Genomic DNA, 13,916 nt, shown 5'->3' on the forward strand with positions numbered 1-13,916 from the left:
CATGAAGTGACGCGCATCCCCCGCGCGGGCCCTGCCCCCTCCCGCGTTTCCCACCCCTCCACACGCCGGCCCCCACCGGGACCGCGTGTCCGGGCCGTCGTTCGACATCTCGCGTTTCGACGGGAGACACCACCTTGCCTCACACCTCCGCGCGCCCGACGTCCGCGTCGGCGCACCGCACCGTAGCCGTCGTCCTGGCGGGCGGCAGCGGCCAGCGCATCGGTCTGGCCACCCCGAAGCAGCTGCTCAAGATCGCCGGGAAGTCGATCCTGGAGCACACGCTCGCGATCTTCGAGCAGGCTCCGAGGGTCGACGAGGTCGTCGTGATGATGAACCCCGGGTTCGTCTCCGACGCGGAGGCGATCGTCCAGAGGGCGGGGCTGTCCAAGGTCACCCGAGTGCTGCCCGGCGGCACCTCCCGCAACGCCACCACCCAGCTGGCCCTCGACGCCCTCGCCCACCTGCCGGCCGACACGACCAACCTCCTCTTCCACGACGCCGTGCGCCCGATGCTGTCCCAGCGCGTCATCGACGACTGCGTCACCGCCCTGGAGTCCTTCCACGCGGTGGACGTGGCGATCCCGTCCTCGGACACGATCATCGAGGTGGACGACGACGTCATCACCGACGTCCCCGTCCGCTCCCGGCTGCGCCGCGGCCAGACCCCGCAGGGCTTCCGCCTCGCCACCATCCGCGACGCCTACGTCAAGGCGTGGGACGACCCCGGGTTCGAGGCGACCGACGACTGCTCCGTCGTCCTGCGCTACTCGCCCGACGTCCCGATCCACGTGGTCGCCGGCGAGGAGCAGAACATGAAGGTCACCCAGCCGGTGGACATCTTCATCGCCGACAAGCTGTTCCAGCTCGCCTCCTCCGCCACCCCCGAGTTCTCCGACGAGGACTACGCCAGACGGCTCACGGGGGCCACCGTCGTCGTGTTCGGCGGCAGCTACGGCATCGGCGCGGGCGTGGCCGACCTCGCGGAGAAGCACGGCGCGCGCGTGTTCCGCTACTCGCGGGGCGCGACCCGCACCAACGTCGCCAACCCCGACGACGTCGCCGCGGCCCTGGAACAGGCCCACTCCGCCACCGGCCGGGTCGACTTCGTGGTCAACACCGCGGGCGTGCTGCGGATCGGCCGCCTGGACAAGACCGACCCGGAGACCATCGAGGAGGCCCTGCGGGTCAACTACCTCGCCCCGGTCCACATCGCCCGCGCCGCCTTCCCGTACCTGGCGCAGACCGGAGGACAGCTCCTGCTGTACACCTCCAGCTCCTACACGCGCGGGCGGGGCGAGTACAGCCTCTACTCGTCCACCAAGGCGGCCACGGTCAACCTCACCCAGGCCCTGGCCGACGAGTGGTCCCAGGACGGGGTGCGCATCAACTGCATCAACCCCGAGCGCACGCAGACCCCGATGCGCACCAACGCCTTCGGGGACGAACCCGCCGGAAGCCTCCTCAGCGCGGAGAAGGTCGCCCGCACGTCCGTCGACGTGCTCCTGTCCGACCTGACCGGACACGTCGTCGACGTCCGCCGCGAGGACCCGCCCGGCGCCGTGAACAGCGCCTCCCGCAACGAGACGGAGGGCGCGAAGTGAGCAAGTTCAAGGACCTCGGCAGGGAGACCGTCATCGGGTCCGTCCTGCTCGGCCTGACCTATCTGGTCATGCTCGCGGGCGTGATCACCGGCCTGTGGTGGGTCTTCCTCCTCGGGGCGGCCGGCAGCTACGCCATGGACGCCCTCCTCCTGCACCGGCTGCCCGAGCTGGCCAAGCTCGTCCAGCAGATCCGTCTGGGCATCACCCCGCGGGCCCTGCTGCGCCAGCTGCTCGCCCTGGGCCTGCTCATCACCACGCCCACGGCCACCTCCACCGGCATCGGCATGGTCCTGCTGACCTGCCTGGTGCTGTTCGGGCTCCAGCTGGTGTGCGGTGTCACCGCCCGGCTGCTGCGCATCCGCCGCCGCCTGCCGATCGTCACCCGCAACATCGACCTGGGCCCCCTGCGCATCCCCGACAGCCCGCCCATGGTGCTCGTGCGCGAGCCCATGAGCCGCCTGCTGCCGCTGGACGCCTTCCTCGTCGCCGGCGCCGTCGCCTACGTGGCCGCGGGCGCCGTCTGGGCCGTCGTGGCCGGAGCGGTCGTGTCCGTGTCACTCACCGTGCTCGCCCTGGCGCTGTTCGGGTGGTACCTGGTGAAGGCCCGGACCATCCCCGAACCCGAGCGGGTCATGGAGTTCACCCAGTCCTGGCTCGACTCCTACCGTCCCGAGGTCGTCCTGTACTTCTCGGGTTCGGCGGACTCCGCCTACCAGGTCAACATGTGGCTGGAGGCGGTGGCGGCCCTGCCGCGCCGCTCGGTGGTCGTCCTGCGCGAGCGGGTCATCGCCGCGCAACTCGCGCCGACCCCGGTGCCGGTGCTGTGCGTGCCCACCTCCACCGACCTGATGGCACTGGACTTCGGCCCGGCGCGCGTGGCCCTCTACCCGGCCAACACCGGCAAGAACATCCACATGCTGCGCAACCCGATGCTCGGCCACGTGTTCGTCGGCCACGGCGACAGCGACAAGATCGCCAGCATCAACCCGTTCAGCAAGGTCTACGACGAGGTGTGGACCGCCGGACGGGCCGGGCGCGACCGCTACGACCGCGCCGGAGTGGGGGTGCGCGACGACGAGATCGTGGAGGTCGGCCGCCCCCAGCTCGACGCGATCCGCACCGACACCGCCCCCAACACCGTGCGCAGCGTCCTGTACGCCCCGACCTGGGAGGGGTGGACCGACGAGCCCGGCAACACGTCCCTGACCGACGCGGGCCCCCAGCTGATCCGGACCCTGCTGGCCGCCGAGCCGCGCGTGCGCGTCCTGTACAAGCCGCACCCCTTCACCGGGGTACGGTCCGCGGCCGCCCGGAACGCGCACCGCCGCATCGTCGCGATGATCGAGGAGGCCAACCGGTCGGTGGCCGGGAACGGCGACCAGCGCCCCACCGGGGAGCTCACCTCCCTCGAACGGCGGCTGGCCGCCTTCGACACCGACAACGGCGCCACCGACGAGGCCCACAACTCGCGCGAGGAGGGCACCGCCGACCCCGGCGCCGCGGCCGAGCTCCAGAAGCTGTCCGAGGAGTGGCACCGGGTGTACTGGGACGGCCGCGCCGACACCGAACACCTGGTCATCCAGGGTCCGCGACCGACCCTCTACTCGTGCTTCAACCAGGCCGACCTGCTCATCAGCGACATCTCCAGCGTCGTCGCCGACTTCATCGCCACCGAGAAGCCCTACGCCATCACCAACTGCGAGGGCATCACCGACGGGGAGTTCCAGGACAAGCACCCCACCTCCAGCGCCGCGTACATGCTCGCGCCGGACGGGGGCGGCCTGGACGCCGCGCTGGCCGCCGTGCACTCGGCCTCGGCCGACCCCCTGGCCGGGGACCGCACCGGGCTCAAGACCTACCTGCTCGGCCCCGGCGAGCCCGACTCCCAGTCGCGTTTCGCGAACGCCGTCGAGGAGCTGTACCGGCGCACGAGCGACCGGCACCCGGTCGGCTCCGGGGCCGCGGGAGCGGACGGCGCCGACTCGCCGTCGGCGTCCGAGGACGAGTCGCCCACCCGGCCGGCACCCGCCTCCGGCACCCCGTCCGCGACGGACACCGCTCCCGCGCGCGTGTGACGCACCGTCCACCGCGCTTCTGAAAGGAACCTGACAACCCATGGCCGGAGCAAAGCGCACGGTCCCCGAGGAACTCCAGCGCCTCATGCGCTACCTGCCCGAGTCGGACGACGACGAGCGGGCACGCTTCCTCACCGCCGCCGACGCCTTCGTCGGCGGCTCGGCCCCCGGCGACCTGAGCGGTTTCTCCCCGCTGACCAGGGTCAAGCTGTGGCTGGCCAAGGAGCACCGGCTGGGCGACCTGGAGACGGTCATCAGGTACGAGCGGGACAACCCGCAGGCCCACCTGGTGCGAGGGCGCCTGTCACCGTCGGTCGAGGTGCCCGGCATCGCGCCGGCCTCCCTGCCCAGGGAGGTCACGCGACTCAAGAACTCCGAGATGCCGCTGGTCACCAAGCTGACCGACATGACCTGGGTGGAGGGACGCCTGCGCGTGCGCGGGTACGCGTACGTGCGCAACGTGCCCGTCGAGTCGGCGCCGCGCGTACCCGCGATGGCCTGGCTCACCGACGCCGGTTCGCGCCGGCGTGTGGTGGTCCGCGTGACCCCCAGGCACGAGCCGCGCGCCACGGCCGACTCCAAGCAGGCGCTGCACTGCTACGACTGGGCCGGGTTCGAGCTGTTCGTCGACCCGGCCAAGCTGCGCGGGAGCCACGGCTGGAACCCCTCCACCTGGTCGCTGACGCTGGGTGTGTGGGCGTCCGGCAGACCCCACAGGGGCGGTGTGGTCCCGGGCGACATCGGTCCCGCGGGCCACCAGCACGCCCACCGCCTGGACGGGTCCACCCGCTGGGTGAGCGTGTTCCGCAAGAAGCGGCTGGAGTTCGAGATCCAGGCGGTCGAGGCCGAACTCGTCGCGCACTCCCTCGACGCCGACCTGCTCACCCTCGGGGTTCGCGGTCCGGCGGAACGGCCGGTCGAACGCCTCGTCCTCTCCCACGGTCCCGCCGGTGAGCCGGTGGAGCTGGAGTACGCGGCCGAGGCGGACGGGCCGAACGGCCGCCGCCGCGTCACCGTTCCCCTGTCCGACCTGTCCGTGGCCGACTCCGAGGCCACCCGCGAAGTCCGCGCCCACGCCGTGGTCGGCGGGAACCGGGTGCCGGTGGTCGTCGCCGAGGGCGTGCTCTCCCGGGCCCACCCCACCGCGGGCGGCCGGGAGATCGAGGTGGGCGTCACCGCCGTGGACACCCTCGTCCTGCACGACCGCGCCCGCCAGCCCGTGGTGGACGCGATGGAGTGGGTGGACGGCGGACTGGTCCTGTCCGGCTCCTACACGGGCCCGGACCGGGACCGCGTGATGGTGCTGCGGCACGGCGAGCGGTTCGAGGAGGTCTCCGTGCCGGTGGAGGTCGCCGACGGGCGCTTCCGCGCCGTGGTCGACCCCGAGCACCACGACTCCCACGGCGACAGCCTGCCCCTGCGCAAGGGCCGCTGGTACATGTCGTTCCGCTCCGTCCAGGACTGGGACGACTCCCACGACGTGCCGGTGAAGATCAGGCACGACCTGGTGCCGCGGCTCCCGCTCGTCCACGAGGGCGCCAGGCGCTCCTACTCCGTGGACCACCGGTTCCACGACCGCGTGTTCCTGGCCCCGGCGCACCCGCTGGACGACTCCGAGAAGGGGGCCTACCGGCAGCGGGTGCTGCGCGAGGCGTTCACCGCGGAGCAGAAGGCCCAGCCGCTGCGCGAGGCGGTGTTCTACAACAGCTTCGGAGGCAAGCAGTTCTCGGACTCGCCGCGCGCCGTGTACGAGGAGCTGGTGCGGCGGGGCGTGGAGGTCGAGCACCTGTGGTCGGTCGACGACCAGCAGGTGACCCTGCCTGCGGGCGTCGTCCCCGTGGAGTGGCACAGCCGCGAGTGGTACGAGGCGCTGGCACGCAGCCGGTACGTGGTCACGAACGTCGGCATCGGCGACTGGTTCGTGCGCCGCGAGGGGCAGACGGTCGTGCAGACCTGGCACGGCACCCCGCTCAAGAAGATCGGCGCGGACCTGCTCGGCACCCCGAAGGCGAACCGTGCGTACATCGCGAGCCTGCCGCACCGGTCGCGGCAGTGGGACTTCCTGGTCTCGCCGAACTCGTTCACCACGCCCATCATGCGAGGGGCGTTCCGCTGCGAGACGGAGATCCTGGAGGCGGGCTACCCGCGCAACGACGTGTTCCACGCCCCCGACCGCGAGGAGCGCGCCGAGCGGACCCGCAAGCTCCTGGGCATCCCCGACGGCAAGAAGGTCGTCCTCTACGCGCCGACCTGGCGCGACGACCAGCGGTACGGGGGGACCCGCTTCAAGCTCGACCTCCGGATCGACCTGGAGGCGGCCCAGCGGGAGCTGGCCGACGACCACGTGCTGCTGTTCCGCAAGCACCCGAAGGTCCTGGACAGCATCCCCGGCGCCGGCCAGGGGTTCGTCTGGGACGTGTCCAAGTACCCGGACATCGCCGACCTGTACCTGATCACGGACGTGCTGATCACCGACTACTCCTCGGTGTTCTTCGACTTCGCCCACTCGGGCAGGCCGATGCTGTTCTTCACCTACGACCTGGAGCACTACCGCGACACCCTGCGCGGCTTCTACTTCGACATGACCGCGCGGGCCCCGGGGCCGCTGATCAAGACCTCGGAGGAGCTGATCGGCGCGATCCGGGACATCGGGCCCGTCACCGAGGAGTACCGGGAGCAGTACGAGGAGTTCGTCCGCGACTTCTGCCACCCCTCGGACGGCCAGGCCACCCGCAGGGTCGTCGACCGCATGCTGGGCGGCGGCAGCGGCAGCTAGCCCCGTACCTCTTCACGGCTGTGGGCCCCTCCGTCGGAGGGGCCCACAGCCGTTCGAGGGGTCGGGCCCCGTTCCGGGGACTCGGGAGGACGGTGCCGCCCGGCACCCCGGCACCCCGGCACCCCGGCACCCCGGCACCCCGGCACCCCGGCACCCCGGCACCCCGGCACCCCGGCACCCCGGCACCCCGGCACCCCGGCACCCCGGCACCGAAAGTGTGACCCAGGGCACGCGTTCCCGCAGTTCAGGGCTACGCATTCACACTGATTCCATCTCGACTCGACAACGGGAACCGCCCAACTCGCGGTGCACCGACCGCTCCCGCCGATACTGGACCCGCAGGGCTTCCCTCCGGGCGCCGTCATCCCCGGGGCGTCGTCTCCGCCGCGGACGCACCGGCGCGCGGACCCGGTGGTCCCGAGCCCGGGCCTCCCACCGGCCCCCCGGAGCGGGGGCTTCGGCGGCTGCCCCTGACCCACCTCTGTCGAGTTCCGAGGCTGATCCGCACCCGTGTCCCTTCCCGCCCTCTTCCGCCGCTCGAGCACCACCGGCGCCACCGGCGCCAAGAGCCCTGGACGCCCCGTCGACCACGTCCGAGGAGGCGGACGCCGCGCCGACATCGAGGGGCTGCGTGCCGTCGCCGCCCTGCTGATCGCCGTCTACCACATCTGGTTCGGCACGGTCTCCGGCGGTGTCGACGTCTTCCTCCTGCTCACCGGGTTCCTGATCACAGGCTCACTGGTCCGGACGATGGAGCGCGACGGGCGGATCGGCTTCGGGGCGTTCTGGGCCAGGCTGGTCAAGCGGCTCTTCCCGGCGGGGGCGGTGGTGCTCGCCGCCGTGTTGATCGGCGCCCACCTGTTCCTGCCGCGTTCGCGGTGGACGGGCGTCATCGCGGAGGTGCAGGCGTCGGCGCTGTACGTCGGCAACTGGCACCTGGCGCTGGACTCGGTCGACTACATGGCGGAGAACGCGGCCGCCAGTCCTGTCCAGCACTTCTGGTCGCTGGCGGTGCAGGGGCAGTTCTACCTGTTGTGGCCGCTCCTGATCGCGGCGGCGGGCCTGCTCGCGGCGCGGTGGGGGCTCAGCGTCCGCGCCACCGCGCTGGTCGCGGTGGGGGCTGTGCTGGCCGTGTCGTTCGGGTACTCGCTGTGGATCACGGCGACCGAGCCCGTGTGGGCGTACTTCGACACAGGCGCACGGTTGTGGGAGCCCGCCCTGGGCGGTGTGCTCGCGCTGGTCGTCCACCGGGTACGGCTTCCCCGGTGGCTGCGGACCACCGCGGGGTGGCTCGGCCTGGCGGCCCTGGCGGCCTGCGGGGCGGTGATCGGCGACGCGCTCCCCTACCCCGGCGTCGCGTCCCTGTGGCCGACGTCCGCCGCGGTGCTGGTCGTGGTGGCGGGTGCGGGCGGCGACGGCGCCCCGCCGTGGGCGAACCGGCTGCTGGGACTGCGCCCGCTCACCTGGCTGGGCGGCCACGCCTACACGCTGTTCCTGTGGCACTGGCCCGTGCTGGTGTTCTACCTGGAGATCACCGGCCAGGTCCGCCCGTCGCTGCCCGGCGGCCTCCTCGTCCTGGGCCTGTCGTTCGCGGCGGCGCTGGCCACGAGCCGGGTGGTGGACGGTGGCGTGGGGCGGCTGACACGCGCGCGAAGCGCCCCGTCGTGGTCGCTGGCCGCCGGCGTGCTGTTCGTCGTCCCCGTGCTGGCCGCCGGGCTGGTGTGGAGCGAGTCCATCGAGCAGGGCCGCAGGATGCGCCTGGAGCTGAGCTCGGACCCGCTCTCCTACCCGGGGGCCGCCGTGCACCTGAGCCCGGAGCTCCGGGCCAACCTGCCCGCGCTGCCCGTGTACCCGGACACGACCACGGTCGTGCGGGACACCATCGACCAGACCTCCGAGTGCAACTCGCTGCTGCCGGACACGGAGATGCGCAGGTGCGTGTTCGGTGACTCCGGCGCGGACTACACGGTGGTGCTGACCGGGAGTTCGCACGCCCGGCACTGGTTCCAGTCGCTGCTCCCCATCGCCGAACAGCACGGGTGGCGGCTGGTGGTGATGACCAAGAACGCCTGCCAGTTCAGCGCGGAGCCGCAGACCTACCGGGGCGAGCCCTTCTCCGAGTGCACCGTCTGGAACGAGCAGGTCATGGACGAGATCGCGCAGCTGCGGCCCGACGCCGTGTTCGCGCTGGGATCGCTGACCCGGGCCGGAGGGGGCACGGCTGAGCACGTGCCGCCCGGTTTCGTGGAGCGGTGGCGGCAGCTGGACGACCTGGGCGTGGACGTGGTCGCGGTCCGCGACACCCCCCGTTTCGGGTTCGACGTGGCCGAGTGCGTCGACCGCCACGGCCCCGGTAGCTGCACCGAGGAGCAGTCCTACTCGATGTCGCTCTCCTCCCCCTTCGGTGAGCTGGAGGACGTCCCCGGCAACACCCGGTTCCTGGACATGACCGACTACCTGTGCGAGAACGGCAGGTGCCACGGCGTCATCGGCAACCAGTTGGTGTACTACGACACCAACCACTTCTCCTACGCGTTCTCGACGTCCCTCGCGGTGGTCCTGGAGCCCCACCTCCTCGACGCGCTCGGGGGCGCCCCCGCGGACGGGGGCACCCTCGCCGAGGCGGCCGGCCACCCGTTCACCCCTGTCGGCGCCACGGGGGAGGAGGGGGAACGACCGGCGGTCATGAACGATCCACACCGGCAGTGACCGAAGAGGATTCCTTGTCCCGGTCGCGACCCCGGGCGCCGGGCCGCTGCTCCTGAGCCCGACCCCCTACCATCCCCCGAGCCGTGCGCGCAGGCCCCTGCGGGCGTCTCCGATGCCGCGCACCGCCCGGGACGGCACGCTCAGCCCCAGCAGCGCTCGGCGCCGGGCGGGGCGCCGGGCGGACGGGTCCAGGAGCGGGGGGTGTGCGCCCAGCCCGCCCCTGGACGCACGGGCCACCAGCACGGTGAGCCGGTCCACCCAGTCGTTGTCCGAGGCCGGATGGAAGTAGTTTCGCTCCGACCACTCCGGGTGCGGGGCGCGGAAGCGGACGGATCGCACGTCGTCGAGCGTGCCGAGGACCCCGCTGGCCTCGAACACCGTGCTGGTCTGCTCCGCGCCCGCGCCGACGTCGGTGAGGATCGCGACCGGGACGCCCGACGCGATCGCCTCGAGCGCGGCGGTCGAGCTGACGGTGACGAGTCCCCGGGCGCGTTCCAACTGGTCCGCCATGGCGCCCGTGCGGAACACGAGCGTGTGGTCGCGGGCGCGCTCCTCCTCCACCAGAGCCCGCCACAGGGCCTCGTAGTGGTGGAGTTCCCGGTGTGTCCGCGCCTCGTTCTCGCGCCCCCGCAGCTTGACCACGACCTCCAGGTCGGGTCGGTCCTCGGAGAGTTCGGCCAGCGCCACCAGGACGCGCTCCCGGTCCTGCCGGGTCTCGGGCACCCCGGCCTGGGCGGCGAACACCACCCGGTGGGGTCTGGCGCGGCGCTGCCGGGGCCGGGACAGGAACGGCAGCGTGGCCAGTCCCACCTCGCCGGTCGCGCCGAGCTTCTCGCCCAGCGCGGTGAACTCGGCGACCTCCCTGTGGCTGTGCAGGACGAACAGGTCGACCTGGGAGCGGTGGAACCAGGCCTTCTCCGTGGCCGGGACGGAGATGCCGGGCAGCGCGGAGACCAGGACGGGGCGGCGTGCGCCCCGCCTTGCGCGCCCGTGCAGCAGGATGTGCGTGAGGACGTCCACGACGGGCCCGGCGCAGTTGAGGATGACGACGTCGGGACGGCGGCGCCGGATGAGCCTGCGCAGCTCGGACGCGCTGAGCACAGGGATCCGGCGTCCGGACTGGCGGGTCCCTCGCACCGCGGCGCGGGTCTGCGCGGGCGAGGGCGCGATCGGCGACCGCACCACCGCCAGACCGACCGTGTGGTGGTCGGGCAGGGCGTCGAGCATGGCCGCCGAGAGCCTGACGCAGGAGTCGGAGTCCGCGACCGCGAGCACCGTCATGGGTGCGGCAGGGGCCGGAACGTCGGTGTCAGTGGCCAAGGTCGGCCTCCCTCACGTACGGGGCGGCGTCGGTGGACGGGTCGGCGCGCAGTTCCGCAGCGGTCTCCGCCGGCCCCCGGAGACCGGGCCCCAGCAGGATCCGGCCGACGTCGAGGAGGAGGCCCGCCGAGTGCGGCTCCGTGACGGGGAGCAGTTGGAGCGGAGACTCCACCCAGGCCGAGCCGTGCTCGGCGCCGTTGACCGTGATCGGTGTGGACACCTCCACAGGCTACACACGGAGGGTAGTCAAACAAAGACTCTGCGAAGTCCTGACTGTTGGTGGCCGGAGGCCGGGGCGGGGTTCCGCCTCAGCCCGGGCACCGCCCGGCCGCGGTCACCCGGGACCGCCCCGTCGGCCTGCGGGGCGTGAACCGGGGTCCGCCCCGGCCGCGTTCACCGCCCGTGAAGGGAGGTTCGAGCGCGGAGGCGCGGCGGTCGGCGGGTCGGCAAGGCCGTCGGGCGGCGCCCCGGGGACGGGACCGGCGGTCCCGGCCGGACCGGCCCGGGGGCGAACCCGGCAGACGCGCCGTCGCACCCACGGGGCCCTCCCACGGACGACCGTGGCGGCCGTCCCGGACGGGACGGCCGCCACGTCCGGAACCGGAGGCGTGGAGCGGTGGGGCTACTCGCCCTTCCAGACGGGGGCCCGCTTCTCGGCGAACGCCGCCGCCCCCTCCATCGCGTCCTGGCTGACGAACACGGGGCCCGCCAGCTCGTTCTGCCTCTCCCACATCTCCGCGGTGGACCAGTCGTCCGAGGAGGTGATGATCTCCTTGGACACCCTCACCGCCAGCGGACCGTTCGGGGTGATCCGCGCGGCCAGGGCCCGGGCCCCCTCCAGCGCCCCGCCGCTCTCGGTGACCTGGTTGACCAGGCCCAGCTCGGCCATCCGGGGGGCGCCGACGAAGTCCCCGGTCAGGGCGAACTCCATGGCGATGTTGCGCGGGATCCGGCGGTGCAGGCGCAGCAGCCCGCCCGCACCGGCGACCAGGCCGCGTTTGGCCTCGGGGATGCCGAAGGTGGCGTCCTCCGCGGCGACGACCAGGTCACAGGCCAGGACGGCCTCGAACCCGCCCGCCAGGGCGTAGCCCTCGACCGCGGCGATCAGCGGCTTGCCGGGGCCGCGCTCGGCGAACCCGCCGAACCCGCGCCCCTCCACCATCGGGACCTCGCCCCTCATGAAGGCCTTGAGGTCCATCCCCGCGCAGAAGGTGCCGCCCGCGCCGGTGATGATGCCGACGCTCAGGTCCTTGCGGGCGTCCAGGTCGTCGAGGGCTTCGGCGACCTGGGCGGCGACCGCGGCGTTGACCGCGTTCCTGGCCTCGGGCCGGTTGATGGTGATGACGGCGACGCCGTCCTCGGCCGTGTAGAGAACCTCGTCGGACACGGTGTCTCCCTACTTCGGCGGCATGCGGAGCGCGCCGTCGATGCGGACGACCTCTCCGTTGACGTAGCTGATCTCCAGAAGGGCCCGGGCCAGGCGGCCGAACTCGGCGGCGGTGCCGAGGCGCTTGGGGAAGGGGACCGGGGCGGCCAGGCGGGCCTTGAACTCGTCGGACTCGGGGCCCTCGCCGTAGATGGGGGTCTCCAGGATGCCGGGGGCGATCGTGTTGACCGTGATGCCGGCCGCCGCGAGGTCGCGGGCCGCCGGGAGGGTCATGCCGATGACGCCGCCCTTGGAGGAGGAGTAGGCGATCTGGCCGATCTGGCCCTCGATGCCGGCGAGCGAGGCGGTGTTGACGATCGAACCGCGCTCGCCGTCCTCGTTCAGGGGCTCGGTCTTGGCGATCTCGGCCGCGGACAGGCGCAGCACGTTGAAGGTACCGATGAGGTTGACCTGGATGACCTTCTGGTAGCTGTCCAGGTCGTGGGGGGTTCCGTGGCGGTCGACGGTACGGGTCGCCCAGCCGATCCCGGCGCAGGAGACCGCGACGCGGAAGGGCTTGCCCGTGTCGACGGCGGCCTGGACCGCGGCCTTGACCTGGTCCTCCCGGGAGACGTCGGTGGAGACGAAGACGCCGCCGATCTCCTTGGCGACGGCCTCCCCGCGTTCGGCGTTGAGGTCGGCGACGACGACGGTGGCGCCCGCCGCCGCGAGCTCCTTGGCGGTGGCCTCACCCAGGCCACTCGCGCCGCCCGAGACGAGGGCGGAGATTCCGTTCAGATCCATGGCCCGAACTCTACCGAGGATGTGACCCACGCACTAGAACCGGGTTCGGTTAATTGTGGGTAGCCTCCCCCGGGATCGACGAGACGGCACAGGCCCGGCGGATCATCCCCGTCCGAACCGCCCCAGGCGCCGCTGGCGGCGTCTCTGGTGCCACCGGGGAAGGCCCTCGCGGGCCAGGTCGGCCGCGCCGATCAACCCGGCCTCGTTCCCCAGGGCCGCCGCCGCGACCCGTGCGGTCGGCCGGTAGCCCCGCCCGGTCAGGGTCCTCTCGAACGCCGCCCGCGCCGGGGCGAGCAGCAGCTCCCCCGCCTCGGACACACCTCCGCCGATGATGAACAGTTCGGGGTCGAACGCCGCGGCCAGGTTGGCCAGACCCGCCCCCAGCCACTCCCCCGCGTCCTCCATGAGCTCCACGCACGCCCGGTCACCCTTGCGCGCCAGCTCGCTCACCAGCGGACCCGTGATCAGCCGGGCGTCGCCGCCCACCGCCTGGTGCAGTGTGCGGGCCACCGGTGACTCCGCCTCCACCAGCTCCCGCGCCTCCCGGGTCACCGCGTTCCCGCTGGCGTACTGCTCCCAGCACCCCCGGTTCCCGCACTCGCACCGGTGACCGCCCGGTACCACGGTCATGTGGCCGAACTCACCGGCCAGACCGTACCGGCCCCGGTGCAGTCGGCCGTCGAGCACCACCGCGCCGCCGATCCCCGTGCCCAGGTTCACCACCACGACGTGGTCCACGCCCTGCCCCGAGCCGGCGCGCACCTCCGCCCACGCGGAGGCGTTGGCGTCGTTCTCCACCACCACCGGCAGGCCGAGCCGCAGCGACAGCGCGTCGCGCAGCGGCTCCCGGCGCCAGGACAGGTGCGGGGCGAACAGCACGTTCGCGCGCCGCTCGTCCACGAACCCGGCCGCGCCCACCCCCACCGCGCGCACCGGGAACTCCCGGCGCAGGTCCTCCACCACGGACACGATCGTGTCCTCCACCACCGCGGGGCTCTTGCTGCGCTCGGGCGTCTCGGTGCGCAGGCGGGCGAGGATCCGCCCGCCGGGCGTCACCACGCCCGCCGCGACCTTCGTACCGCCGATGTCCACGCCGACCGTCAGGGCGTGCCCGTACCGCGTGTCCGCCATCGTGACCACTTCACCGGTTCCAGGGACCCGCACCGGAGAGGCGGGCCCGCCACACAGGAGAACGCGCACCCGGGCGACGACGTGCCCGGGTGCGCGTAGGAGGGACAGGGGTCAGGGGCTCCGACGGGAGCCCC

General features: G+C 72.8%; 9 protein-coding genes. 4 read left to right on the forward strand and 5 right to left on the reverse strand.

Translation table 11 applies throughout. The annotated features are described in order from the left end of the window. Positions 1-134: 134 nt before the first annotated feature. From Q8791_RS02210 to Q8791_RS02225, 4 genes are all read left to right on the forward strand, one after another. Complete coding sequence (locus Q8791_RS02210) at positions 135-1,601, forward strand: bifunctional cytidylyltransferase/SDR family oxidoreductase (RefSeq protein ID WP_330089865.1); 1,467 nt, start codon at positions 135-137, stop codon at positions 1,599-1,601. Further along, on the forward strand, positions 1,598-3,676 hold the full coding sequence (locus Q8791_RS02215; protein ID WP_330089866.1) for a glycerophosphotransferase: 2,079 nt from the start codon (positions 1,598-1,600) through the stop codon (positions 3,674-3,676). Before Q8791_RS02210 ends, Q8791_RS02215 begins: the two co-directional genes overlap by 4 nt. Positions 3,677-3,716: 40 nt before the next feature. Then, positions 3,717-6,452 (forward strand): CDP-glycerol glycerophosphotransferase family protein, encoded by a 2,736-nt coding sequence (locus Q8791_RS02220; protein ID WP_330089867.1) that lies wholly within the window; start codon positions 3,717-3,719, stop codon positions 6,450-6,452. A 618-nt stretch (positions 6,453-7,070) separates the two neighbouring features. Further along, positions 7,071-9,161 carry an acyltransferase family protein gene (locus Q8791_RS02225; protein WP_330090132.1) on the forward strand — a complete coding sequence of 697 codons (2,091 nt, stop codon included), beginning with the start codon at positions 7,071-7,073 and terminating at the stop codon, positions 9,159-9,161. A gap of 66 nt (positions 9,162-9,227) precedes the next feature. Here the strand turns inward: Q8791_RS02225 and Q8791_RS02230 are convergent, their stop codons facing one another. From Q8791_RS02230 to Q8791_RS02250, 5 genes are all read right to left on the reverse strand, one after another. After that, positions 9,228-10,481, reverse strand: coding sequence for a DUF6716 putative glycosyltransferase (locus Q8791_RS02230; protein WP_330089868.1), 1,254 nt, complete (start codon positions 10,479-10,481; stop codon positions 9,228-9,230). Beyond that, on the reverse strand, positions 10,471-10,701 hold the full coding sequence (locus tag Q8791_RS02235) for a hypothetical protein (RefSeq protein ID WP_330089869.1): 231 nt from the start codon (positions 10,699-10,701) through the stop codon (positions 10,471-10,473). The genes Q8791_RS02230 and Q8791_RS02235 overlap by 11 nt, the downstream gene beginning before the upstream one ends. Positions 10,702-11,103: 402 nt before the next feature. Next, positions 11,104-11,868: a crotonase/enoyl-CoA hydratase family protein gene (locus Q8791_RS02240; RefSeq protein WP_330089870.1), complete on the reverse strand. Its 765-nt coding sequence runs from the start codon at positions 11,866-11,868 to the stop codon at positions 11,104-11,106. Positions 11,869-11,877: 9 nt separating this feature from the next. Continuing rightward, positions 11,878-12,651 carry an SDR family NAD(P)-dependent oxidoreductase gene (locus tag Q8791_RS02245; protein ID WP_330089871.1) on the reverse strand — a complete coding sequence of 258 codons (774 nt, stop codon included), beginning with the start codon at positions 12,649-12,651 and terminating at the stop codon, positions 11,878-11,880. Between the two features lie 102 nt (positions 12,652-12,753). Continuing rightward, complete coding sequence (locus Q8791_RS02250) at positions 12,754-13,782, reverse strand: ROK family glucokinase (RefSeq protein ID WP_330089872.1); 1,029 nt, start codon at positions 13,780-13,782, stop codon at positions 12,754-12,756. Between the last annotated feature and the right edge of the window lie 134 nt (positions 13,783-13,916).

Origin of the sequence: Nocardiopsis codii (assembly GCF_036327455.1) — a bacterium.
Classification (GTDB): Bacteria; Actinomycetota; Actinomycetes; order Streptosporangiales; family Streptosporangiaceae; genus Nocardiopsis; species Nocardiopsis codii.